23 protein-coding genes are annotated in these 25,118 nt (G+C 57.9%); 22 read left to right on the forward strand and 1 reads right to left on the reverse strand.

What is annotated here, in order from left to right; all coding sequences use genetic code 11:
• Positions 1 to 51 precede the first annotated feature (51 nt).
• The 4 genes from VNZ60_RS11975 (at position 52) to VNZ60_RS11990 (ending at position 4,268) form a co-directional block, all read left to right on the forward strand.
• The gene (locus VNZ60_RS11975; protein WP_325659392.1) at positions 52 to 1,611 is read left to right on the forward strand and encodes a thioredoxin family protein; all 1,560 of its coding nucleotides are present in this window, start codon (positions 52 to 54) and stop codon (positions 1,609 to 1,611) included.
• A gap of 109 nt (positions 1,612 to 1,720) precedes the next feature.
• Positions 1,721 to 2,392 carry a glutathione S-transferase gene (locus VNZ60_RS11980; RefSeq protein ID WP_325659393.1) on the forward strand — a complete coding sequence of 224 codons (672 nt, stop codon included), beginning with the start codon at positions 1,721 to 1,723 and terminating at the stop codon, positions 2,390 to 2,392.
• Between the two features lie 141 nt (positions 2,393 to 2,533).
• On the forward strand, positions 2,534 to 4,027 hold the full coding sequence (locus VNZ60_RS11985; RefSeq protein WP_325659395.1) for an AMP nucleosidase: 1,494 nt from the start codon (positions 2,534 to 2,536) through the stop codon (positions 4,025 to 4,027).
• A 10-nt stretch (positions 4,028 to 4,037) separates the two neighbouring features.
• On the forward strand, positions 4,038 to 4,268 hold the full coding sequence (locus VNZ60_RS11990) for a hypothetical protein (RefSeq protein WP_325659397.1): 231 nt from the start codon (positions 4,038 to 4,040) through the stop codon (positions 4,266 to 4,268).
• 55 nt (positions 4,269 to 4,323) lie between these two features.
• On the opposite strand, the gene VNZ60_RS11995 is transcribed toward VNZ60_RS11990, so the two are convergent.
• The gene (locus VNZ60_RS11995) at positions 4,324 to 5,403 is read right to left on the reverse strand and encodes an NAD(P)H-dependent flavin oxidoreductase (RefSeq protein ID WP_325659400.1); all 1,080 of its coding nucleotides are present in this window, start codon (positions 5,401 to 5,403) and stop codon (positions 4,324 to 4,326) included.
• 129 nt (positions 5,404 to 5,532) lie between these two features.
• Between VNZ60_RS11995 and VNZ60_RS12000 the strand changes: the two genes are divergently transcribed.
• The 18 genes from VNZ60_RS12000 to hisB all read left to right on the forward strand — a co-directional run bounded on the left by VNZ60_RS12000 (position 5,533) and on the right by hisB (position 25,068).
• Positions 5,533 to 6,408, forward strand: a complete 876-nt coding sequence (locus VNZ60_RS12000) for a LysR substrate-binding domain-containing protein (protein ID WP_325659401.1) — start codon at positions 5,533 to 5,535, stop codon at positions 6,406 to 6,408.
• Between the two features lie 77 nt (positions 6,409 to 6,485).
• Positions 6,486 to 7,208: a transposase gene (locus VNZ60_RS12005; protein WP_325659403.1), complete on the forward strand. Its 723-nt coding sequence runs from the start codon at positions 6,486 to 6,488 to the stop codon at positions 7,206 to 7,208.
• A 179-nt stretch (positions 7,209 to 7,387) separates the two neighbouring features.
• The gene (locus tag VNZ60_RS12010) at positions 7,388 to 12,076 is read left to right on the forward strand and encodes a glutamate synthase-related protein (RefSeq protein ID WP_325659405.1); all 4,689 of its coding nucleotides are present in this window, start codon (positions 7,388 to 7,390) and stop codon (positions 12,074 to 12,076) included.
• A gap of 113 nt (positions 12,077 to 12,189) precedes the next feature.
• Positions 12,190 to 13,653 carry a glutamate synthase subunit beta gene (locus tag VNZ60_RS12015; RefSeq protein ID WP_325659407.1) on the forward strand — a complete coding sequence of 488 codons (1,464 nt, stop codon included), beginning with the start codon at positions 12,190 to 12,192 and terminating at the stop codon, positions 13,651 to 13,653.
• 238 nt (positions 13,654 to 13,891) lie between these two features.
• Positions 13,892 to 14,695 carry an ABC transporter ATP-binding protein gene (locus VNZ60_RS12020; RefSeq protein WP_325659409.1) on the forward strand — a complete coding sequence of 268 codons (804 nt, stop codon included), beginning with the start codon at positions 13,892 to 13,894 and terminating at the stop codon, positions 14,693 to 14,695.
• Positions 14,695 to 15,495 (forward strand): lipid asymmetry maintenance ABC transporter permease subunit MlaE, encoded by an 801-nt coding sequence (mlaE, locus tag VNZ60_RS12025; RefSeq protein WP_325659411.1) that lies wholly within the window; start codon positions 14,695 to 14,697, stop codon positions 15,493 to 15,495. The genes VNZ60_RS12020 and mlaE overlap by 1 nt, the downstream gene beginning before the upstream one ends.
• Before the next feature lie 140 nt (positions 15,496 to 15,635).
• The gene (mlaD, locus tag VNZ60_RS12030) at positions 15,636 to 16,109 is read left to right on the forward strand and encodes an outer membrane lipid asymmetry maintenance protein MlaD (protein WP_325659413.1); all 474 of its coding nucleotides are present in this window, start codon (positions 15,636 to 15,638) and stop codon (positions 16,107 to 16,109) included.
• Entirely contained in the window at positions 16,106 to 16,834 is a 729-nt protein-coding gene (locus VNZ60_RS12035; RefSeq protein WP_325659415.1) for an MlaA family lipoprotein, read from the forward strand. The genes mlaD and VNZ60_RS12035 overlap by 4 nt, the downstream gene beginning before the upstream one ends.
• A gap of 120 nt (positions 16,835 to 16,954) precedes the next feature.
• Complete coding sequence (locus tag VNZ60_RS12040; RefSeq protein WP_325659417.1) at positions 16,955 to 17,584, forward strand: MlaC/ttg2D family ABC transporter substrate-binding protein; 630 nt, start codon at positions 16,955 to 16,957, stop codon at positions 17,582 to 17,584.
• A 17-nt stretch (positions 17,585 to 17,601) separates the two neighbouring features.
• Entirely contained in the window at positions 17,602 to 17,895 is a 294-nt protein-coding gene (locus tag VNZ60_RS12045; RefSeq protein WP_325659419.1) for an STAS domain-containing protein, read from the forward strand.
• 175 nt (positions 17,896 to 18,070) lie between these two features.
• Positions 18,071 to 19,024 carry an ABC transporter ATP-binding protein gene (locus tag VNZ60_RS12050; RefSeq protein WP_325659421.1) on the forward strand — a complete coding sequence of 318 codons (954 nt, stop codon included), beginning with the start codon at positions 18,071 to 18,073 and terminating at the stop codon, positions 19,022 to 19,024.
• A complete protein-coding gene (locus VNZ60_RS12055) occupies positions 19,024 to 19,779 on the forward strand; it encodes an ABC transporter permease (RefSeq protein WP_325659565.1) in 756 nt (251 codons plus the stop codon). Before VNZ60_RS12050 ends, VNZ60_RS12055 begins: the two co-directional genes overlap by 1 nt.
• 58 nt (positions 19,780 to 19,837) lie before the next feature.
• A complete protein-coding gene (locus VNZ60_RS12060; protein ID WP_325659423.1) occupies positions 19,838 to 20,089 on the forward strand; it encodes a BolA family protein in 252 nt (83 codons plus the stop codon).
• Between the two features lie 98 nt (positions 20,090 to 20,187).
• Positions 20,188 to 21,438 (forward strand): UDP-N-acetylglucosamine 1-carboxyvinyltransferase, encoded by a 1,251-nt coding sequence (gene murA / locus VNZ60_RS12065; protein ID WP_325659425.1) that lies wholly within the window; start codon positions 20,188 to 20,190, stop codon positions 21,436 to 21,438.
• On the forward strand, positions 21,435 to 22,082 hold the full coding sequence (gene hisG / locus VNZ60_RS12070; protein WP_325659427.1) for an ATP phosphoribosyltransferase: 648 nt from the start codon (positions 21,435 to 21,437) through the stop codon (positions 22,080 to 22,082). The genes murA and hisG overlap by 4 nt, the downstream gene beginning before the upstream one ends.
• A gap of 43 nt (positions 22,083 to 22,125) precedes the next feature.
• Complete coding sequence (gene hisD, locus VNZ60_RS12075) at positions 22,126 to 23,451, forward strand: histidinol dehydrogenase (protein WP_325659429.1); 1,326 nt, start codon at positions 22,126 to 22,128, stop codon at positions 23,449 to 23,451.
• A gap of 31 nt (positions 23,452 to 23,482) precedes the next feature.
• Positions 23,483 to 24,271 (forward strand): DNA-methyltransferase, encoded by a 789-nt coding sequence (locus tag VNZ60_RS12080; protein ID WP_414648826.1) that lies wholly within the window; start codon positions 23,483 to 23,485, stop codon positions 24,269 to 24,271.
• 200 nt (positions 24,272 to 24,471) lie between these two features.
• On the forward strand, positions 24,472 to 25,068 hold the full coding sequence (gene hisB, locus VNZ60_RS12085) for an imidazoleglycerol-phosphate dehydratase HisB (RefSeq protein ID WP_211460997.1): 597 nt from the start codon (positions 24,472 to 24,474) through the stop codon (positions 25,066 to 25,068).
• Positions 25,069 to 25,118 lie beyond the last annotated feature (50 nt).

Genomic DNA, 25,118 nt, shown 5'->3' on the forward strand with positions numbered 1-25,118 from the left:
TTTAGCCCGCTATTAGGCCGCTGCGGCTTCAACCGTTCATATGGATGCAAGATGAAAATTTTATCCGCTGTCGCCGTCATGACTGCTACGTTGGCCACGGTGACGTGCGCCGCTGTGCCTGCCGACGCCAAGCCCGCAGCCGCCGCAGCGACCACGGCGGCCGAGGGTATCAACTGGTATGACGGCGATGTCGACGCCGCCTTCGCCTTTGCCAAAGCGCATAACAAGCCCCTGTTCCTGTATTGGGGCGCGAGTTGGTGTCCGCCTTGCAATCAAGTCAAGGCCACCATCTTTAACCGGCAAGGATTTATCGAGCGTTCGCGTTTTTTTGTGCCGGTGCATATCGACGGCGATAGTGCCGGTGCGCAAAAACTCGGCGAACGTTTCAAGGTGCGCGGCTATCCGACCATGATCTTGTTCAAGCCGGACGGCACTGAAATCACCCGTCTGCCAGGCGAGGTCGACGCCGACCGTTATCTGCAGACGCTGACGCTCGGCATCAGCGCCAACCGCCCGGTCAAGCAGACTTTGCAGGCAGCGCTAGCCGGCGCCAGGCTGACGGCCGACGAATGGCGTTTGCTGGCGTACTACTCATGGGATACCGATGAACAGCAACTGGTCGGCAGCAAGGAATTGCCGTCTGCGTTGAAACGCCTGGCGGCAGCTGCTCCAGCCGGCGATAGCGCTAATCGCCTGGCCTTGAGCGCGCTGGTGGCGGCCGCTGCGGCCAAGGCGGGCGCTGCTGTCGACCAGACGGCAGCGGCGGCGCAACTGACGAAAGCGGTGACGGATGTGCATACCGCGCGCGAGAACATGGATATCTTGACCAACTATCCGGCGGACCTGGTGCAACTTGCGACCTTGCCGAAATCGCCGGCCCGCGCCAAGCTGATTGCGGCCTGGAATCTCGCCATGCAGCGTTTATCCGGCGACCGCACTTTATCCAAGACCGATCGCTTGTCGGCGCTGGCGGCGCAGGTAGCGCTAGCGCGTATCGATACTCCGGACGGTGCGCTGGCGCCGGCCTTGATTAAAGACGTGCGGCTAAGAGTGGCGCAAGCGGACAGTGCCACTACCGATGCCTATGAGCGGCAGTCGGTGATCAATGCCGGCGCGCATGCCTTGAGCGACGCCGGTTTGCTGGACGATTCGGATAGCTTGCTTAAGGCCGAGCTGAAGCGCTCGCATGCGCCTTACTATTTCATGCTCAGCCTGGCTTCGAACGCCAAGAAGCGCGGCGATAAAACCGTCGCCATCAACTGGTACGAGCAAGCCTATCAGGCGGCGCAAGGGCCGGCGACGCGCTTGCAATGGGGCGTGGCGTATTTGTCCGGCTTGCTGGAGCTGACGCCGCAAGACGAAGGGCGCATAGAAAAGGTCGCGCATACCCTGTTGCAAGAACTGGGCAGTACTCAGAATGCATTTTACGAACGTAACCGTGCGGCGCTGGAGCGGCTCGGGAAAAAGCTCAACGCCTGGAATGGCGACGGCAAGCATCAGGCGGTGCTGGGGCGTTTGCGGCAACAACGCGATACGGTGTGCGGCAAGCTGCCGGCGGCAGATGCGCAGCGCGCGACTTGCCAAGGCTGGTTGAGTCCGACGCAGGTTTAATATCGGTTCGGCCAGAAGGGGGGCGCTCTAAAAACGGCAGCAATTCCGGTAAATCGGTTACGCTAGCGTGGCCGCAGTTTTCCCTTCCACCTGACCGGACTTGCCGACCATGATCATCGTTCACCATCTCAACAATTCCCGTTCGCAGCGCGTGCTGTGGCTGCTCGAAGAACTGGGGCTGGCATATGAGATCAAGCCCTATCAGCGCGATCCAAAAACCATGCTGGCGCCGGCTGCGCTGAAGGCGGTTCATCCCCTGGGAAAATCGCCGGTGATCACGGACGGCGATAACACGATTGCAGAATCCGGCGCGATTATCGAATACCTGCTGCAGCAATACGGCGGCGGGCGCCTGATACCGGCGGCGGACAGCAAGGATCGCCTGCGCTATACCTATTGGCTGCATTACGCCGAAGGCTCGGCCATGCCGCCCTTGCTGATGAAGCTGATTTTCGGACGCCTGGCGCTGCCGCCTATGCCAGCTATTTTGCGGCCGCTGGCGCGAGCGATTGCGAACGGCGTGCAACGCAACTATATCGGTCCGCAACTCAAGACGCATCTGGATTTCATGGAAGGCGAGCTGGGTAAATCGACCTGGTTTGCCGGTGACGAGTTCAGCGCCGCCGATATCCAGATGAGCTTCCCGCTGGAAGCCTCGCAATCGCGCGGCGGCCTGGACGCCAGCCGGCCGCGCCTGTTTGCTTTTCTACAGCGTATTCATGCGCGGCCTGCCTATCAGCGCGCGATTGAAAAGGGCGGCAAATACGATTTGCTGAAGTAGCTGTGCTTGCCGCAGCTTTCGGCTCCCACTCGCGCGCCAATCCCAGTAGAATTGAGCTGTAAGGTCCGGATAAAAATGTCCGGACCATGACGCCAGCGCGTCTGGCGTCCCGCTATGTGCCAAAACTGCTACGGAGATTCAATGTTCCCGACTGAGCAATTCACCGACCCCCATGCCGCCGTCGCCCGCGTGCATGAAATCTATGCGCACAACACCGCCTTGCTGCGTGAAGCTTTCAAGCGCTTTTCGAGCGGTGAAGATTTGCCGGAACGGGTGCGCGCCTGCTACCCGTTTGTGCGCGTCACGACAGAATTCAATACCCGCGCCGACACCCGTCAGTCCTTCGGTTTTGTGTCCGGCCCCGGCGTCTATGAAACTACGCTGACCAGGCCGGAGCTGTACACCAATTATCTGGTCAGCCAGTTCAAGCTGTTGCGCGATAACCATGACGTGCCGCTCGAAATCGGCGTCAGCGAGATGCCGATCCCGGTGCACTTTGCCTTCCCAGAAGGCATCCATGTCGAGGGCAATCTCGATCCCGATCATCTGCGGACTCTGCCGGATGTATTCGACCTGCCGAACCTGGCGACCATGGACGACCGCATCGTCAACGGCACTCTAGAAGAGCTGCCGGGCGATCCCCATCCGCTATCCTTGTTTACTGCGCCGCGCGTCGATTATTCGCTGCACCGGCTGAAGCACTACACGGCGACCTCGCCCGATCGTTTCCAGCGCTATGTTTTGTTTACCAACTACGCGTTCTACGTCGACGAATTCATCCGCATGGGGCGCGAGTTGATGCAAGCCAGCAGCGATCCGGAGCAGCGCGAATATCGCCAGCAATACACGGCTTTTGTCGAGCCGGGCGATCTGACCACCTGGAACGCCAACCTCGACGATCTGCCAGCCGACCGCGCACTCACCGGGATTGCGCCGGCGCGCCAGCCGCAGATGCCTGCCTATCATTTGCAACGCGCCGACGGTTCCGGCATCACGCTGATCAATATCGGCGTTGGCCCGTCGAACGCCAAAACCATTACCGACCATGTTGCTGTATTGCGCCCGCATGGCTGGATCATGCTGGGCCATTGCGCCGGTTTGTCGACTTCGCAACGGATGGGCGACTACGTTCTGGCGCATGCTTATGTGCGCGACGATCACGTGCTGGATGACGACCTGCCGCTGTGGGTGCCGGTGCCGGCGCTGGCCGAGGTGCAACTGGCTTTGCAGGATGCGGTGGCGGCGATTACCCAGCTGGAAGGTTATGAACTGAAACGCATCATGCGCACCGGCACGGTGGCGTCGATCGACGATCGCAACTGGGAGCTGCGCGATCATCGCAAGCCTTTGCTGCGCTTCAATCAGAGCCGGGCGATTGCGCTGGATATGGAAAGCGCGACGGTGGCCGCCAACGGTTTCCGTTTCCGCGTCCCTTACGGCACTCTGCTGTGCGTTTCGGACAAACCGCTGCACGGCGAAATCAAATTGCCCGGCATGGCCAATCGTTTTTACGAACAGCGCGTCAACCAGCATCTGAAGATCGGCATCAAGGCGCTGGAACTGCTGCGCAACCAGGGCGTCGAGCAACTGCACAGCCGCAAGCTGCGCAGCTTCAGCGAGCCGGCCTTCCGTTGAGTGTTTTTCTATGGCCACCGTCATCAAGCACAGAAACATCAGGATCGTGACGCTGGCTGCCGGCGAGGCTATCGCCGAATTTTGCAAGGCCGGCGATATCGCCCTGGTCCAGGATGACGCCGGCTGGTGGACCCACTTTGTTGGCGAGAACGGCGCAGTCGATAGCTACGATGCGCCGTTCGCTAGTTACAACAAGGCATTGTGGACGGCCAAGGCGGCCGCTGAATTTGCTGCCGAGTAGCGCTCTTGTCTGTCTTCTCCGCGAACGCGGGAATCCATTTCCATCCTGTTTTTCTCTAAGCCTGTTGATTGCCTGCGGCTTGCAGCTCGGTCACCAGCGTTGCCAGCAATTGCGCTGCGGGCATCGGACGCGACATTGCCACGCCTTGGCCGGCCCATAGCGACATGAATTCCGGCCGGCCAAGCTTGGTGGCAGTCTGGCGGATTTCACCGCTCAGCGCATTTTGAACCGGATAAGCCGGCACTGCGCTTTCATGCGGCCGCATCTGTTCCATGAAGGAATTGACGATACCGCGTGCATATCTACCCGAAAAGCTGCGGGTCAGGCGCGTGCTGTCGTCTGTCGCACTTGCCAGCTGTTCTCGCCAGGCTGGCGCTATCCCCGATTCCGGGCTGGCCAGGAAAGCTGTACCAAGTTGCGCCGCCTGCGCACCCAACAGCATGGCGGCAGCGATGCCACGGCCATCCATGATGCCGCCGGCGGCGATCAGCGGCACTTTGGTTGCCGCCGCCACTTGTGGAATCAGCGTCATCAAGCCGATGCAGGATTGCTCGATATCGCCGAGAAAGGTCGCCCGGTGGCCGCCGGCTTCGCCACCCTGTATACAGATGAAATCCGCGCCGGCTTGTTCCCAGGCGCGTGCTTCGGCAACGTTGGTGACAGTGCCGATGACCTTGCAGCCTTTGTGCTGGAACTGCGCCACTGTATCGGCATCGAGTATGCCAAAGGTGAAACTGACAACTGGCGGCGCCGCTTCCAGCAAAGCGGCCAGCTGGTCTTTGAAATTTTCACTGAATTTCTGCGGAGTTATCGCCGGGCCGAGGCCGAGCGCAGTGCGGAACGGCAGTAACAGGGCTTGTGCTGCATCGAGTTCGGCGGCGCTCGGCTGGATCGGATCGAGAATGAATAAATTGACGTTGAACGGCTGCGAGGTCAGGCCGCGGATTTTTTTCACGGCTTCAATGATTGCCGCCGGCGACAGCAGGGCGGCGGCAAATGAACCCAGGCCGCCGGCATTGCTGACCGCAGTCACCAGCTCAATCGGCGAGGCGCCATTCATCGGACCTTGCACGATCGGATAACGGATACCGAGCGCGGCCGCAAATGCCGCCGGGCTCCTGTTGGTGTCAGACATGCTGATGCTCCTGATAGATGAGTGGGGGAGGGGAGGCTGCTGGCAGCCGGTATTGCCCATGCTACCTTGACAGTATCATTCTGAAAAATGAATAATAAAAATGTTATCCATCTTTATATGAGATGAATTATGGATTTGTTATCTCTCGAAATTTTTCGCACCGTAGTCCGCGAAGGCGGCATTACCCGCGCTGCCGAGCAATTGCACCGGGTGCAGTCGAATGTGACAACCCGCATACGGCAGCTGGAAGCATCTCTGGGCGTACCCCTGTTTTCACGCGATCACAAGCGTTTGGTGCTGACGCCGGCCGGCGAGACCTTGCTCGGCTACGCTGAACGTCTCTTGAATCTGGCAGGCGAAGCACGCGAGGCGGTGCAACCCGCGATCCCACAGGGACGCTTGCGCATCGGCTCCATGGAAAGCACCGCCGCCAGCCGTTTGCCGTTGCCGCTGGCGCGTTTCCACCAGGAGTGGCCAGCAGTACAACTAGAACTCAGCACCGCCCCCACCCAGCAACTGATCGACCGGGTCCGGGCATTTACCCTGGATGCAGCCCTGGTCGCCGGCCCGCTGGATGATCCGCTGTTCGACATGTTGCCCTTGTATCCAGAGGAGCTGGTAGTAATAGCCGCACGCAGCCACCCGCCGATCCACAGCCCCGACGATGTGCAAAGCCGCACCCTGATCGCCTTCGAAAACGGTTGCGCCTACCGCCGCCACGCCGAAAACTGGCTAGCCTCCGGCAGCGTCGCCGGCCGCCGGCCGGACCGGATCCTGGAACTCGGCTCATACCACGCCATGCTAGCCTGCGTCGCCGCCGGCGCCGGCATCGCCCTGGCCCCCAGATCCGTGCTCGAATTGCACAACTGCAGCCAAAGCCTAGCCATGTACCCCATCGGCCCCCAAGGCAAAATCACCACCTACCTGATCCGCCGCCACGACTACAGCTCCCCAGCTCTCGACGCCCTGAGCCAGATCCTGAAAACCGCCAATCAACCACATTAATTGGGGTCAGCATTAATTGGGGTCAGAGTCGAATTAATCGGTAAAATAAGCGCATCACCAACCTGCCTCCTTTCCCTATGGCCCGCTTGCCTCGACTCGTCATTCCCAACCAGCCGCACCACCTGATTCAGCGTGGCGTCGATCGCCAGGCAATTTTCCGTGAGACGGAAGATTATGTGAATTTTCTTGGTCGTTTACGCGATGCTGCCAAGCAATTCAAAGTGGCCATTCATGCCTACGTGTTGATGAGCAATCATGTGCATTTGCTGGCAACCCCCTCCGATGCCGAAGGTTTGGCAAAGATGATGCAATGGGTGGGGCGCTACTACGTGCCTTATTTCAATCAGAAATATGGGCGAGTCGGGACTTTGTGGCAGGGACGCTACAGGGCGACGGCGATCGATTCAGAGCCATATTTTATGTTGTGCAGCTGCTACATCGATCAGAATCCGGTGCGCGCAGGGATTGTTGCGAATCCAGGTGAGTACCAGTGGTCGAGTTATTTGCACCATGTTGGGGCCAAGCCGGATCCGCTGGTAGTGGATCACGCCCTGTATTGGGCTTTGGGCAATACCCCATTCGATCGCGAAGCTGCGTATAAGCAAATGGCAGAGCAAGCGCTTACCCCCGCTCAAGCGGGCCAGCTGATGGAGGCGACCAACAAAGGCTGGCCGCTGGGCTCGGAAAAATTCAAATCAAATCTTGAGAAGCAGGGCAATCAAAGAGTCCGTCCGGCTAGGCGGGGGCGTCCTTTTAAGGTGTTGCCTGAAGCGGCTGATCCTTCAGCAAAGCACAAATAAAAAAATGGCCAGCGGGAAAACAAAAGCATCAAATGCACTAAATTGACTCTGACCCCATTTAATTTTGGTGCAAAAATTAACTAGATTAATTTGACTCTGACCCCATTTATTGTGATTGAAGTCTGGAACTGTCTGCACTATTCTTAATGTCCTTACTCTCAAAGTGGTGGAGCAACGTTATGCATGCGCAAGGTTTATACGATCCGGCTAATGAACATGATGCCTGTGGCGTCGGTTTTATTGCTCATATCAAAGGCAAGAAGAGCCACTCGGTGATTGAGCAGGGTTTGCTGATCCTGAAGAATCTGGACCATCGGGGTGCGGTCGGGGCGGATAAGCTGATGGGTGACGGCGCCGGGATCCTGATCCAGGTGCCGGATCAGTTCTATCGCGAAGAAATGGCGAAGCTGGGCGTGACCTTGCCGCCGCCGGGCGAATTTGGCGTCGGCATGGTGTTCCTGCCGAAAGAAAACGCTTCGCGCATCGCTTGCGAACAGGAAATCGAACGTGCGGTGCTGGCGGAAGGCCAGGTGGTGTTGGGCTGGCGCGATGTGCCGGTGGATATCGAGATGCCGATGTCGCCGACTGTGCGCGACAAGGAACCGGTGATTCGCCAGATCTTTATCGGCCGCGGCCCGGACATCATGGTGACCGATGCGCTGGAGCGCAAGTTGTACGTGATCCGTAAATCGTCAGGCCACGCGATCCAGGCGTTGAACCTGCTGCACGGCAAGGAATTCTTCGTGCCGTCGATGTCGGCGCGCACCGTGGTCTACAAGGGCTTGCTGCTGGCCGATCAGGTCGGCGTCTACTATAAAGACTTGCAAGACCCGCGCTGTCTGTCGGCGCTGGCGCTGGTGCACCAGCGTTTCTCCACCAATACCTTTCCTGAATGGCCGCTGGCCCACCCGTATCGCCTGCTGGCGCACAACGGCGAAATCAACACGGTCAAGGGCAATTTCAACTGGATGCGCGCGCGCGAAGGCGTGATGAAGTCGCACGTGCTGGGCGACGATTTGCACAAATTGTTTCCGCTGATTTATGAAGGCCAGTCCGACACCGCCTGTTTCGACAACGCGCTCGAACTGTTGCTGATGGCCGGTTATCCGATTGCGCAAGCGATGATGATGATGATCCCGGAAGCGTGGGAAAACCACACAACCATGGATGACAACCGCCGCGCTTTCTACGAATATCACGCCGCCATGATGGAGCCGTGGGACGGCCCGGCAGCGATGGCGTTTACCGACGGCCGTCATATCGGCGGCACGCTGGATCGCAACGGCTTGCGTCCGGCGCGTTATATCGTCACCGACGATGACTTCGTGGTGATGGCTTCGGAATCCGGCGTCTTGCCGATCCCGGAATCCAAGATCATCCAGAAATGGCGTCTGCAGCCGGGCAAGATGTTCTTGATCGACCTCGACGCCGGCCGCATCATCGACGATAAGGAATTGAAAGACACTTTCGCCAACGCCAAGCCGTACAAGCAATGGATTGAATCGGTGCGGGTCAAGCTGGACGAACTGAAATCGGAACCTTCCGAATCGGGTTCGACCATCCCGCTGCTGGACCGCCAGCAACTGTTCGGTTACACCCAGGAAGACATCAAGTTCCTGATGTCGCCGATGGCGGCCGCCGCTGAAGAAGCGATCGGCTCGATGGGCAACGATTCGCCGCTGGCGGTCATGTCGAGCAAGAACAAGACGCTGTATCACTACTTCAAGCAACTGTTCGCGCAAGTCACCAACCCGCCTATCGATCCGATTCGCGAAGCGATGGTGATGTCGCTAGTGTCCTTCATCGGACCCAAGCCGAACATGCTGGACACCAATAACATCAACCCGCCGATGCGCCTGGAAGTCTCGCAGCCGATCCTGAACTACGACGATATCGCCAAGCTGCGCAATATCGGCGCCCATACCGGCGGCAAGTTCAAATCGTACGAATTGAATATCTGCTATCCGGTGGCGTGGGGCAAGGAAGGCATCGAAGCGCGTTTGGCGTCGTTGTGCGCCAAGGCGGTCGATGCGGTCAAATCCGGTCACAACATCCTGATCGTGTCGGACCGCAAGGTCGACGCCGAGCAGGTGGCGATCCCGGCATTGCTGGCCACTTCCGCGATCCACCAGCATCTGGTGAGCAAGGGGCTGCGCACCTCAACCGGTCTGGTAGTCGAAACCGGTTCGGCGCGCGAGACCCATCACTTTGCGCTGTTGGCCGGTTACGGTGCCGAAGCCATCCATCCATACCTGGCGATGGATACCCTGACCGAACTGGCGCATGGCTTGCCGGGCGCGTTGTCGCCAGAAAAAGCCATCTACAATTTCCAGAAAGCGATCGGCAAGGGCTTGCTGAAGGTCATGTCGAAGATGGGCATCTCGACCTATATGTCGTATTGCGGTGCGCAGATTTTCGAAGCGATCGGCCTCAACAAGAGCATGACCCAGAAGTATTTCAAGGGCACTGCATCGAATGTTGAAGGCATCGGCGTATTTGAAGTGGCGGAAGAAGCCTTGCGCCTGCATCGCGCTGCCTTCAGCGACGATCCGGTGTTGGCCAACGCACTCGACGCCGGCGGCGAATATGCATTCCGTATCCGCGGCGAAGAGCATATGTGGACCCCGGATGCGATTGCCAAATTGCAGCATTCGACCCGCGCCAACAATTTCAACAGCTATAAAGAGTACGCCCAGCTGATCAACGATCAGTCCAAGCGTCACATGACTTTGCGCGGTTTGTTTGAATTCAAGATCGATCCAAGCAAGGCGATCGCGCTGGATGAAGTCGAATCGGCCAAGGAAATCGTCAAGCGTTTTGCTACCGGCGCCATGTCGCTCGGTTCGATTTCGACCGAAGCGCATGCCACGCTGGCAGTGGCGATGAACCGTATCGGCGGCAAGTCCAACACTGGCGAAGGCGGCGAGGACGAGAACCGCTATCGCCAGGAACTGAAGGGCATCCCGATCAAGCAAGGCGAAACCCTGGCGTCGGTGATCGGCAAGGATCGGATCGAAGTCGATATTCCTTTGCTGGCCGGCGATTCGCTGCGTTCGCGCATCAAGCAGGTGGCGTCCGGCCGTTTCGGCGTGACTGCCGAATACCTGATTTCTGCCGACCAGATCCAGATCAAAATGGCGCAGGGCGCGAAGCCGGGCGAAGGCGGCCAGTTGCCAGGACATAAGGTATCCGAGTACATCGCCAAGCTGCGTTTCTCGGTGCCGGGTGTCGGCCTGATTTCGCCGCCGCCGCACCATGACATTTATTCGATCGAAGATCTGGCGCAGCTGATTCACGATTTGAAAAACGTCAATCCACGTGCCTCGATTTCGGTCAAGCTGGTATCTGAAGTGGGTGTCGGCACCGTGGCTGCGGGTGTTGCCAAAGCCAAGTCGGACCACGTGGTGATCGCAGGCCATGACGGCGGTACCGGCGCTTCGCCGCTGTCGTCGATCAAGCATGCCGGAACCCCTTGGGAACTGGGCCTGGCGGAAACCCAGCAAACGCTGGTGTTGAACGGTTTGCGGAATCGTATCCGGGTCCAGGCCGATGGCCAGATGAAGACCGGTCGCGACGTTGTGATTGGCGCTTTGCTGGGCGCCGATGAATTCGGTTTCGCCACCGCGCCGCTGGTGGTCGAAGGCTGCATCATGATGCGCAAATGCCATCTGAACACTTGCCCGGTAGGCGTTGCCACGCAAGATCCGGTGCTGCGCGCCAAGTTCTCTGGCAAGCCGGAGCATGTGGTCAACTTCTTCTTCTTCATCGCTGAAGAAGTGCGGCAGATCATGGCGCAACTGGGCATCCGCAGTTTCAATGAACTGATCGGCCGCGCCGACCTGCTCGACAAATCGCGGGCGATCACGCACTGGAAGGCGCAGGGCCTGGATTTCAGCCGCATCTTCTATCAACCGGCACTGCCTGAAGGCGGCGTGTATTACCACACCGAAGAACAGGATCACGGCCTGGATCGGGCGCTCGATCACAAATTGATTGCGCAAGCCAAAGCCGCGCTGGATAAGGGTGAGCGCGTTTCGTTCATTTCGCCGATCAAGAATCTGAACCGTACCGTCGGCGCCATGCTGTCAGGCGAAGTGGCGAAAAAATACGGTCACGAGGGTCTGCCCGACGACACCATCCACATTCAGTTGCAAGGGACGGCGGGCCAGTCGGCCGGCGCGTTCCTGGCGCACGGCGTGACGCTGGATCTGGTTGGCGAGGGCAATGACTATGTCGGCAAGGGTTTGTCGGGCGGCCGCATTATCGTGCGTCCGAATACCGAGTTCCGCGGCCGTGCAGTCGACAACATCATCGCCGGCAACACGGTGCTGTACGGCGCGATTGCCGGTGAAGCTTTCCTCAACGGCGTCGCCGGCGAGCGCTTCGCAGTGCGTAATTCTGGCGCGATCGCAGTGGTGGAAGGCACCGGCGATCATGGCTGCGAATACATGACCGGCGGCACGGTGGTGGTGCTGGGCGAAACGGGGCGCAACTTTGGCGCCGGCATGTCTGGCGGCCTGGCTTATGTCTACGATCCGGACGGCACATTTGCGGCGCAATGCAATATGGCGATGGTGGCGCTGGAGCCGGTGTTGAGCCAGGGCGAGCAGGAAGCCACGATCGACAAAGCGATCTGGCACAGTACCGTGCGCGGCGGCGAAGTACAGGCTGACGAGGCGATCCTGAAGGGCTTGATCGAACGCCACTTCAAGTACACCGGCAGCACGCGTGCCCGCAACTTGCTGGACAACTGGGTTGCCTCGCGCGGTAAATTTGTCAAAGTGTTCCCGACTGAATACAAGCGGGCGCTGGGCGAATTGAATGCGGCCCGTAGCGCAACGCCAGCCAAAGAAAAAGTCGCCGCGTAATCAATAGATTGCCTAATAGATTACGCAAGCGTTCAAGCCAAGCAACGATAAGGATCGCCGCCGACCTGGAGCACAAGGTCGCGGCGCATCCTGCAGCCAAATGTGAGTAAAAAATGGGAAAAGTAACAGGATTTATGGAGTTTGAGCGGGTCGGCGAAACGTATGAAGCGCCGCAGGCACGCAAGAAGCACTATAAGGAATTCATCCTCAGTCTGAGCAATAGCGAGGCCAAGACTCAGGGCGCGCGTTGCATGGATTGCGGGATTCCTTTCTGCAACAACGGTTGCCCGGTGAATAACATCATTCCGGACTGGAACGATCTGGTGTATCGCGGCGCTTATCACGAGGCGCTGGAGACCCTGCACTCGACTAATAATTTTCCGGAATTCACCGGCCGCATCTGCCCGGCGCCCTGCGAAAGCGCCTGCACTCTCGGTATCAATAGCGACCCGGTAGGTATCAAGTCGATTGAGCATTTCATTGTCGACAAGGGCTGGGAAAACGGCTGGATCGTGCCGCAACCGGCCTTGGTCAAAACCGGCAAGAAAGTTGCCGTGGTTGGTTCCGGTCCTGCCGGTTTGGCCGCGGCACAGCAGCTGGCGCGTATCGGTCACGACGTCACCGTGTTTGAAAAGAGCGATCGGATTGGCGGTTTGCTGCGTTACGGGATTCCCGATTTTAAAATGGAGAAATCGCATATTGATCGTCGCGTCGAGCAGATGGAAGCCGAAGGCGTGACTTTCCGCACCAGCGTTTTGGTCGGCAAGGATTTCCCAGCCAATGTGAATAACTGGGCCAAGAAAACCATTTTTCCAGAAGAGTTGAAGGCTGAATTCGACGCCGTGGTGATTGCCGGCGGCGCCGAGCAGCCGCGCGACCTGCCAGTACCCGGGCGCGAGTTGAAGGGCGTGCATTTCGCCATGGATTTCCTGCCGCAGCAAAACAAGATCAACGCCGGCGATAAGGTCAAGGACCAGATCCTGGCCGGCGGCAAGCATGTGGTGGTGATCGGCGGCGGCGATACCGGTTCCGATTGCGTCGGCACTTCCAACCGCCAGGGCGCGCTATCGATCCAGCAGTTTGAGCTGATGCCGCAACCGCCGGAATTGGAAAACAAGCCGCTGGTATGGCCGTATTGGCCGACCAAGTTGCGCACCTCGTCTTCGCACGAAGAGGGTTGCGATCGTGACTGGGCGGTGGCCACCAAACGCCTGGAAGGCAAGAACGGCAAGGTCGAAAAACTGATCGCCGCCCGTGTCGAATGGAAGGACGGCAAGATGCAGGAAGTGCCGAATTCGGAATTCGAAATGAAGGCCGACCTGGTGTTCCTGGCGATGGGTTTCGTATCGCCGGTGGCGCAGGTGCTGGAGGCGTTCGGCGTCGACAAGGATGCGCGCGGCAACGCCAAGGCGACTACCGACGGTGACGCTTGCTACCAGACCTCGGTCGATAAAGTGTTCGCAGCCGGCGATATGCGTCGTGGCCAGTCGCTGGTGGTTTGGGCGATCCGCGAAGGCCGTCAATGTGCACGCGCAGTCGACGAATTCCTGATGGGGGCGTCTGTTTTGCCGCGGTAATATTGCGTTAGCGATTGCAGCAACATCGCCGCAGCGGTTTTGCGGCATCCAGAGAAAGAGCATGTCAGTGATAACACCGGCGTGCTCTTTTTTTTCTGCAACGGCGTTTGCGCATGCATTCAGGCAATAGTCAAACTGTTGTAATGGCGGTACATATCAGTCTGTCTACTATTGCCAGGCTCTGAACGATTGTCGCATTTGCACTACAATAGCCCCTTTGATTTATTCGGTGGATGGTGTGGCAAATATCGTCGAAATTCGTGATCTGCAATTCAGCTATGGCGAGAGGTCGATTTTATCGAACCTCAACATGGACTTTGCTCGTGGCAAAGTGATCGCCGTCATGGGCGGCTCCGGTTCCGGCAAGACCACCATATTGCGGCTGATCGGCGGCCAGTTGAGTCCGCAGGCAGGTAGCGTCAAGGTCGACGGCGAAACGGTGCACACACTTTCAACCTCGGCCTTGTATGCGCTGCGGCGCAAGATGGGCATGCTGTTTCAGAGCGGGGCGTTGTTTACTGACCTGACGGCATTTGAGAATGTAGCGTTTCCGCTGCGCGAGCATACCGATTTGTCGCCAGATTTATTAAACCGACTGGTACTGCTGAAATTGAACGCGGTAGGTTTGCGCAATGCGGCGCAACTGAAACCGTCCGAGATTTCCGGTGGCATGGCCAGGCGGGTAGCGCTGGCGCGGGCGATTGCCCTGGATCCGTCGCTGATCATGTATGACGAGCCGTTCGCCGGCCTCGATCCGATTTCCATGGGCGTGACGGCCAATCTGATTCGCAAGCTGAATGACGCGCTCGGCTCGACCAGCATCCTGGTGTCGCACGACGTCCATGAATCGTTCGGGATTGCCGACTACGTGTATTTCCTGTCGCAGGGAGAAATCGTGGCGCAAGGCACGCCGGCAGAGATGCAGGCGTCGACCCATCCGTACGTGAAACAATTCGTCAACGCCGAACCTGATGGTCCGGTGCCATTCCATTATCCGGGCAAGTCGCTGGCCGAGGATATGGGATTGAAGGGGCAGGTTTAATGGGTAATGGTGTAACTAAGTTTGTAAGCTGCTGTCTGGCTGCGATAGGGCGCACCTTGCGCGAGTCGGTCACCGGCCTGGGCATGGCGACGCGCATGTTCTTTGCGATTTTGCGCGCCTCGCTCGGCCTGTGGCGGCGTCCTCGGCTGATTACCGATCAGATCCATTTCATTGGCAATTACTCGCTGATCATCATCGGCGTATCGGGCTTGTTTGTCGGTTTCGTGCTGGGTTTGCAGGGGTATTACACGCTCAATAAATATGGTTCCGAGCAGGCGCTGGGTTTGCTGGTGGCGCTGTCGCTGGTACGTGAACTGGGGCCGGTAGTGACCGCTCTCTTGTTCGCCGGCCGCGCCGGTACTTCCCTGACTGCAGAAATCGGCTTGATGAAAGCAGGAGAGCAATTGTCGGCGATGGAAATGATGGCGGTCGACCCGATGCAACGGGTGGTGGCGCCGCGTTTCTGGGCCGGCGTGGTGGCGATGCCGGTGCTGGCGGCCTTGTTCAGCGCCTTGGGTATTTTTGGCGGCTATCTGGTCGGGGTACAGTTGATCGGGGTTGACGAAGGCGCGTTTTGGTCGCAAATGCAGGGCGGAGTGGATGTCTGGCAAGATGTCGCCAATGGTGTGCTGAAGAGTATTGTATTTGGCGTCGCCGTGACTTTCGTTGCGGTATGGCAGGGATATGAAGCGAAGCCGACGCCGGAAGGTGTTTCCAGGGCAACCACCAGCACCGTGGTGATTGCATCGCTGGCAGTATTGGGGCTGGACTTCCTGCTGACCGCTTTGATGTTTAATTAAATATTTGCGCGCCGGATTAGGCGCGGATCAAGCGTGAACTAGGCGTGAATTCAGCTTCAAATGCTGCAGCGCGTTTTACTTCTCGTTACTATTTTCTTCCCGGGATTTTATCCGCGGTGGTATTTTTAAGGTGATGAATCATGCAACAAAAAACCGTAGACGTATGGGTAGGCATATTTGTTCTGATCGGGATACTGGCTTTGGGCTTTCTGGCGCTGAAAGCCGGCAACCTGAGCAGCTCGACTTTCAACAAAACCTATCCGGTAACCACTAAGTTCGACAATATCGGCGGCCTCAAAGTGCGCGCTTCGGTCAGAAGCGCCGGCGTAGTGGTCGGACGGGTTGCTTCGATTAATTTCGACGACAAGAATTTCCAGGCGGTGGTGACCTTGAATCTGGACCAGCGCTACCAGTTTCCAGAAGACAGTTCGGCTAAAATCCTGACAGCAGGCTTGTTGGGTGAGCAATATATCGGTATCGAAGCGGGCGGCGCCACCAAGAATCTGGTGGCCGGCGACCGTATTAAATTAACGCAATCCGCAATTGTGCTGGAGAACCTGATCAGTCAGTTCTTGTACAGCAAAGCTGCGGATGTAAAGGACACAGAACAATGAAAATCATGACCCGCCTGGGCTCGCTGGCCCTGGTTGCAGCGCTGGCCGGCTGCGCCACCACCAGCAATCCGCAAGACCCGCTGGAGGGCTTTAATCGCGCCATGTTCAGTTTCAACGACACGCTGGACAAGGTTGCTCTGAAACCGGTCGCGACTGCCTACCGCTCCTGGCTGCCAAGTTTTGTCCTGACCGGCATCAACAACTTTTTCGGTAATCTGGGCGATGTCTGGAGTTCGGTAAACGGCTTTTTGCAAGGAAATGTTGCAGACGGTACATCGGACGTGATGCGGGTTGCGGTCAACACCACGCTTGGCCTGGGCGGTTTGCTGGATATCGGCTCGGAAGCCGGTTTACAGAAACACAACAAGGATTTTGGCCAGACTCTGGGCAAGTGGGGCATCGGCTCCGGTCCTTACCTGGTGTTGCCGCTGTTCGGGCCATCGAATATTCGTGACGCTGCCGCCTTGCCGGTTGATTTCTACGGCGACATTTGGTCATACAAATACCCGGTGCGCTGGCGCAATACCGGTTCCGTGGTACGGTTGATCGACAAGCGCGCCAATTTGCTGGACGCCGGTGATTTGCTGGAAGATGCGGCCTTGGACAAGTATGAATTTATGCGCGACGCCTACACTCAGCGCCGTCAAAGCCAGATCCGCGGCAATACCGACGACAACGATAGCGGTGAGAAGGCGGACAAGCCAGCCAAAGCCAAGCCTGAATGATTATCGGCGCCGGTTTTGGAACCGGCGCTTGAAATTGTCGTCTTAGGGCAGCATATACACCGCGTCCGAGGCGGGCATCTGAATCATCTTCTGACAACTACTGAGATTGTTAAAACACCTATGAAAATTCTTAAAAAATACCTAGCGTTATCGCTGACCGTCGGTAGCCTGTTGTTCACTGCAGCGGCCCAGGCCCAGGAAGCGCCTGACGCGCTGGTCAAACGCATCAGCCAGGACGTGCTGGATACCGCCAAGAACGATAAAAGCATTCAAGGTGGCAATCAGCAACACATCCTGGCCCTGGTTGAAGAAAAGATCATCCCGTTCGTCGACTTTGAGCGCATGACTTCGCTGGCGGCCGGCCGTTATTGGCGCGATGCAACTGACGATCAAAAGAAACAGCTGATCACCCAGTTCCGCAGCTTGCTGATCTACACCTATTCCGGCGCCCTGTCGCAAGTACGCGACCAGAAAATTGATTTCAAGCCAATGCGCGGCGATCCGGCCGATACCGACGTCGAAGTGCGTTCGCAGGTGATCCAGCCGCGCGGCGAGCCTATCCAGCTGAATTACCGCATGGAAAAATCAGGCACAGGTTGGAAGATCTATGATGTCAACGTATTGGGCGCCTGGCTCGTTGAATCGTACAAGGGTACTTTTGCCTCGGAAATCGGCAAATCCGGCATCGACGGCCTGATCAAAGCGCTGACGGAAAAGAACAAGCAGCGCGCTGCCCGCGGCCTTAAATAATTTGTTGATTGACTATCATGTTCAGACCATCTCACTCGCTTACTGTCGGTAACGCCAAAGTCACTCTGGAAGAGGGCTTGCGCGCGATCGCCGGGGGCGAGACCGAGATCGACCTGGGCGATGTGGTGGCGGTCGATTCGGCCGCCGTCGCTACCTTGCTGGCATGGCAATGCGCCGCCCTAAATCAAGGACTGAACCTGCATTTCTCCAGTTTGCCTGCCAATCTGGAAAGCCTGATCGATTTATACGGCGTGACAGAGCTGCTTGCGCCCACCGGCGTGGCTGTTGCCGCCAGTACACTGCATCATTGAGCTCCACCTTCTCCTCCCCCCGTAGTATCCCGGGTTTGTCGCTGTCGCCCGGCCCTCGCAGCAAAAATCCAATATAATCAAGGGTTACGCCATCGTCAGGGGCCAGCTTGGCTCCAGCGGCGAATCGGCAGCATTGCTGCGGCGTCCCTAATTAAAGAATATTTAGCAAGGCACTATGGCGGCCATTCAAATCACCAATGTCAAGAAGCGTTACCAGTCCTTGCAGGCTCTGGGTGGCGTTTCCCTGACCATCGAAGAAGGCGAATTCTTCGGTTTGCTGGGCCCTAACGGCGCCGGCAAAACCACCTTGATTTCGATCATCGCCGGTTTGAATCGGCCTGATTCAGGCAACGTCACGATTCACGGCCACGATGTCGTCAGCGATTATCGCGCCGCGCGCCGTAATCTTGGCGTGGTGCCGCAAGAGCTGGTGTTCGATCCGTTTTTCACAGTGCGCGAAACCTTGCGCATGCAATCCGGCTATTACGGCCTGAAAAATAATGACAAGTGGATCGACGAGGTAATGGAAAACCTCGATCTGACCAACAAGGCCGATACCAATATGCGCGCCCTGTCGGGCGGCATGAAGCGGCGCGTACTGGTGGCGCAGGCCTTGGTGCACAAGCCGCCGGTGATCGTGCTGGATGAGCCGACCGCCGGCGTCGACGTCGAATTGCGGCAGACCTTGTGGCGCTTCATTTCGCGCCTGAATCGCGAAGGCCACACCGTGGTCCTGACTACCCATTATCTGGAAGAGGCGCAGGAACAGTGCAACCGGATTGCCATGCTCAAGCTGGGCCAGGTGGTGGCGCTCGACACCACGTCGGCGTTGATCAAACGGATCGCCGGTTCGCAGTTGCTGATCCATTTGTCCGGGGGCAGCCTGCCGGCGGCTTTGCAACATCTGGTCTTGCATGCAGACGGCGGCAAATTCGCCTTGCGCGTCAATGAATATGCCGATGTCGAACCGATCCTCGCCTCCTTGCGCCAGGCCAGCGTAGTGATTGATGACATGCAGTTGCAACAAGCTGACCTGGAGGATGTGTTCCTGCAGATCATGGATAGCAAAGTCAGCGCCAACGGTTTCAATGTCTACGCTGACGAATACAACGCAGGCGGTGTCAAATGATGGTCGGTTTTCAAACGCTGTTTTACAAAGAGGTGCTGCGTTTCTGGAAAGTCGCGACGCAAACCATCGGCGCGCCGATCCTGACAGCCATGCTGTACCTGCTGATTTTCGGCCACACGCTGAAAGATCACGTCGAAGTCTATCCGGGTGTGCAGTACACAGCGTTCCTGATCCCCGGCCTGGTCATGATGAGTGTGTTGCAAAATGCTTTCGCCAATACCTCGTCATCGTTGACACAGTCGAAAATGACCGGCAATCTGGTGTTTGTCCTGTTGCCGCCGTTGTCGCACTGGGAATTGTATGGCGGCTATGTGCTGGCCGCGGTGGTGCGTGGCTTGGCGGTCGGCTTCGGCGTATTCGTGATCACCGCCTGGTTTGGCAATTTGTCGTTCGTGGAGCCATGGTGGATAGTCATTTTCGCCTTCCTCGGCGCGGCGCTGCTGGGCACCATGGGTTTGATCGCCGGCATCTGGGCTGACAAGTTCGATCAGCTGGCGGTGTTCCAGAATTTCCTGATCATGCCGCTGACCTTTCTCGCCGGTGTATTTTATTCGATTAAGTCGTTACCGCCGTTTTGGCAAGCCGTGTCGCATTTGAATCCGTTCTTTTATATGATCGATGGCTTCCGCTACGGTTTCTTCGGCCAGTCCGATATCAATCCGCTGGTCAGCCTGGCTGTCATCTGCGTATCGCTGGCGCTGCTGTCGACCTTGGCGGTGCAGATGCTGAAACGCGGCTACAAGCTGCGCCACTAAGCCAAGTCATTACGTTTCCGTTTGTTCACGTTTTTTCAGTTTGCCGGTAAAAAATATCATGTTCCCTACACCCGATCTCGTCAAAAGTTACATCGCCGCCGGCCTCGCATGTTCGCATCTGGAGGTCGAAGGCGACGGCCAGCATTTCAAGGCGGTGATAGTGTCCGCAGCGTTTGCCGGCAAGCGCCCGATTCAGCGCCATCAAATCGTCTACGCGGCGCTGGGTGACCGCATGCGCGAAGAAATTCATGCCTTGTCGATGAAGACACTGACCCCTGAAGAGTTTGATTCATCTCAGGGCAAGGCTTAATTTTTAACTTAACAGCCGTCGCCCGGCTAACCCTGTGGCGAATTATTCTGTCCCCCAACTGACCAGATACAACGAATAAATTACAGCGAAAAGTAACCATGGATAAATTATTGATCAAAGGCGGCAACCGCCTTTCCGGTGAAATCACCATTTCCGGCGCAAAGAATGCGGCGCTGCCAATCTTGTGCGCCGGTTTGCTGAGCGCGGATCCGCTGCAACTGAGCAATGTGCCGAACCTGCACGATGTGTCGACCATGTTGAAGTTGCTGCGCCAGTTGGGATTGAAGGCAACCCAGGACGGCCACTTGGTGATGTTGCAGGGCGACGCCATCAGCAGCCTGGAAGCGCCATACGAGCTGGTGAAAACCATGCGCGCATCGATCCTGGTGCTGGGCCCGCTGCTGGCGCGTTTTGGCGAAGCCCGCGTTTCGCTGCCGGGCGGTTGCGCCATCGGTTCGCGCCCGGTCGACCAGCACATCAAAGGTTTGCAGGCGATGGGCGCAGAGATCACCATCGAAGCCGGTTACATCCATGCCAAAGCCAAGAAACTGAAGGGCACCCGGGTGGTGACCGACATGATTACCGTCACCGGCACCGAAAACCTGCTGATGGCGGCTACTTTGGCCGATGGCGAGACGGTTCTGGAAAATGCCGCGCGCGAACCGGAAGTCACCGATCTGGCCAATTTGCTGGTGGCGATGGGCGCCAGGATCGACGGCATTGGCACCGATCGCCTGACGATTCAAGGCGTGGACAAATTGCACGGCGCCGCACACGCGGTGATTGCCGACCGCATCGAGACTGGCACCTTCTTGTGTGCCGTAGCGGCAACCGGCGGTGACGTCATGTTGAAAAACACCCGCAGCCATATCCTCGACGCCGCGCTCGACAAGCTGCGCGAAGCCGGCGTGATCCTGACTTCCGGCGAAGACTGGATACGCGTGCAAATGGCGGCGCGGCCAAAGGCGGTCAGTTTCCGCACTACCGAATACCCGGGTTTCCCGACCGACATGCAAGCGCAGTTCATGGCCCTGAACAGCATTGCCGACGGCACCAGCCACGTCACTGAAACGATTTTTGAAAATCGCTTCATGCACGTGCAGGAAATGAATCGCCTCGGCGCCGCCATTGATGTCCAGGGTAATACCGCCATCATCAAAGGCGTCGACAAGCTGGTCGGCGCACCGGTCATGGCGACCGATTTGCGGGCTTCCGCTTCGCTGGTGATCGCCGGCCTGGTGGCGCAGGGCGAAACCCTGATCGAACGGATTTATCATCTGGATCGCGGCTATGACCAGATGGAACGCAAGTTGTCGGCAGTCGGCGCCAATATCGAAAGAATTAAATGAGCCAGAAATTAACCCTGGCCCTGTCCAAAGGCCGCATCTTTGAAGAAACCTTGCCGCTGCTGAAGGCGGCTGGCATCGAGGTCACCGAAGATCCTGAAACTTCGCGCAAGCTGATCCTGTCGACCAATGATCCGCAAGTGAACGTGATTATCGTGCGCGCTTCCGATGTGCCGACCTATGTGCAATACGGCGCTGCCGATTTCGGCGTGGCGGGCAAGGACGTGTTGCTCGAGCATGGCGGCGAGGGCCTGTATCAACCGATCGATCTGGAAATCGCAAAATGCCGGATGTCGGTGGCGGTATCGGCCGGCTTCGACTACGCCAGCGCGATCCGGCAAGGCGCGCGTTTGCGGGTTGCCACCAAATACCTGCTGACCGCGCGCGAGCACTTCGCGGCCAAAGGCATGCACGTCGACCTGATCAAGTTGTACGGTTCGATGGAACTGGCGCCGCTGGTCGGGCTGGCGGATGCGATTGTCGATCTGGTCAGCACCGGCGGCACTTTGCGCGCCAACAATCTGGTTGAAGTCGAGCACATCATGGATATTTCATCGCGGCTGGTGGTCAACCAGGCGGCGTTGAAACTGAAGCGTGAACGGCTGCAGCCGATCCTGGACGCTTTCGAAAAAGCTTCGGTTCAATAAGACACCGCCTTTAAGAAACCGCACACAGCAAACTGGAAGCAACATGAGCATAGCAATCAGAAAACTCGATGCAGGGCTGCCGAATTTCCAGGCGCAACTGACCGCGCTGCTGGCGTTCGAGGCGAGCGAGGACGAAGCCATCGACCAGGCCGCAGCGCGCATCCTGGCCGACGTCAAGGCGCGCGGCGACGCCGCCGTGCTGGAATACACCAATCGTTTCGACCGCCTCAGCGCCAACAACGTCAGCTTGCTGGAAATCGGCCGGCAGGAACTGCAGGCGGCGCTGGCCGAGCTTTCCCCGGAACGCCGCAGCGCCTTGCAGACCGCAGCCGACCGCGTGCACAGCTATCACCAGCGCCAGAAAATCGAATGCGGTTCGGATGGCTTCAGCTACACCGAAGCCGACGGCACCGTGCTGGGACAAAAAGTCACGCCGTTGGACCGCGTCGGCATCTACGTCCCCGGCGGCAAGGCGGCTTATCCTTCATCGGTATTGATGAATGCGATTCCGGCCAAGGTCGCCGGCGTGCAGGAAATCATCATGGTGGTGCCGACCCCGGACGGGATTAAAAATCCACTGGTGCTGGCGGCCGCCGCCATCGCCGGTGTCGATCGCGTGTTTACTATCGGCGGCGCACAAGCGGTTGCGGCGCTGGCCTACGGCACCGCCACCATTCCCCAGGTCGACAAGATTGTCGGCCCTGGCAACGCCTACGTTGCCGCCGCCAAGCGCCGGGTATTCGGCACGGTCGGCATCGACATGATTGCCGGGCCTTCCGAAATCCTGGTGCTGTGCGACGGCACTACCGATCCTGACTGGATCGCGATGGATCTGTTTTCGCAAGCGGAGCACGATGAGCTGGCGCAGTCGATTCTGCTGTGCCCGGACGCGGCGTATATCGCTGCTGTCGAAGCCAGCATCAACCGTCAGTTGCCGCTGATGCCGCGGCATGAAGTGATCCGCACTTCGCTTACCAACCGCGGCGCGCTGGTGCTGGTGCGCGACATGGCGCAAGCTTGTGAAATTGCCAACGACATCGCCGCTGAGCATCTGGAAATCTCTGCTGAAAATCCGCAGCACTGGGCTGAGCAGATTCGTCACGCCGGCGCCATGTTCCTGGGTCGTTTTTCGTCGGAAGCACTGGGCGATTATTGCGCCGGACCGAATCATGTGTTGCCGACTTCACGCACCGCGCGTTTTTCGTCGCCGCTTGGCGTCTACGATTTCCAGAAACGTTCCAGCATCATCAACATCAGCGAGGCTGGCGCCCAGACGCTGGGCAAAGTGGCGGCGGAACTGGCTTACGGCGAAGGTTTGCAAGCGCATGCCCGATCCGCGGAATACCGCTTGAAAGATGGTCCCCAATGACAGTGGCTACAGCTGCGACTGCGTGGCAGCGATGAGCGACGACTGGATCGATCGCATCTATGGCGAGGACGCGCTGCAAGGCTTGCAGCGTATTCCGGACGGTTCGGTAGACCTGCTGCTGGCCGATCCGCCCTACGGTCTGGGCAAGGATTACGGTAACGATTCCGACAAACTCGATACGGCGGCTTATTTACGCTGGACCGAAGAATGGATAGACGCCGCCTTGCCGAAACTGAAACCGAACGGCAGTCTCTACATTTTTTTGACCTGGCGTTTCTCGCCGGAAATTTTTGTCATGCTGAAGCAGCGCATGATCATGAATAATGAAATCATCTGGGACCGGCGAGTGCCGTCGATGGGCGGCGGCACTCGGCGTTTTTCATCGGTGCATGACACCATCGGTTTCTTTGCCCGCGCCAAGGACTATTACTTCGACCTTGACGCGATTCGGATTCCTTACGACGCAGAAACCAAGAAAGCGCGCTCGCGCTCGATTTTTGTCGGCGCCAAATGGCTGGAGCTGGGTTACAACCCGAAGGATGTCTGGAGCGTCTCGCGCCTGCACCGCGAACATCGCGAGCGGGCCGATCATCCGACCCAGAAGCCGTTGGAAATCGTCGAGCGCATGATCAAGGCTTCCTGTCCGCCCGGCGGGATAGTGCTGGATCCCTTCATGGGCAGCGGCACCACCGCGGTGGCGGCGCGCCGCTGCGGCCGGCGGTTTGTCGGTTTTGAGCTGAATCCTGAGTATTGCGCCTTGATTGAACAGCGGCTGGCGCAACTGGATAGTGAAGAGCCGGACCAACGGGTGAGGGCCTGATGTTGCATTAGATGACAACATCGATAAGGATTATCAGGGCAGGTCTTTGCTGGAAAGCGCCAAAATCCCGGTAAAATGGCGGCAGCGACTCAAAAGGCTGCGCCAATCAAGCTTCGATAACGGAGAAGCGGTAATATTTAGTACACTTACCTCCATGACGCCTGTGCGTCACCACATAGTAAATTGGTCTCAAGCTCAACATGTCTACGCCTCGAACTGCATCGATCACGCGCAATACCAACGAAACGCAAATCCGCGTCTCCATCAATCTGGACGGCAGCGGCCAGCAAAAACTGAATACCGGCGTGCCGTTCCTGGACCATATGCTGGATCAGATCGCGCGGCATGGCTTGATCGACCTGGATATCGAAGCTAACGGCGACCTGCATATCGACGCCCATCACACGGTGGAAGATGTTGGCATTACTTTGGGGCAGGCATTTGCCAAGGCGATCGGCGACAAGAAGGGCATCCGCCGCTACGGCCACTCCTATGTACCGCTGGATGAAGCGCTGTCGCGCGTAGTGATCGATTTCTCCGGCCGTCCCGGACTTGAGTTCCACGTACCGTTCAAGCGCGCCATGATAGGCGGCTTCGACGTCGATCTCACCCACGAATTTTTCCAGGGTTTTGTCAATCATGCACTGGTGTCTTTGCATATCGACAACCTGCGCGGCGAAAATGCCCATCATCAATGCGAAACCGTCTTCAAGGCGTTTGGCCGCGCGCTGCGCATGGCTGCCGAGCTGGATCCGCGTTCCGCCGGCACCATTCCTTCGACTAAAGGCAGCCTTTAAGCAGAGTTGCTTTAAGTAGAGTTAATTAATCGCCAATTTATCAGTAATAT

The organism is Collimonas sp., from assembly GCF_035566375.1.
Lineage (GTDB): Bacteria > Pseudomonadota > Gammaproteobacteria > Burkholderiales > Burkholderiaceae_D > Collimonas.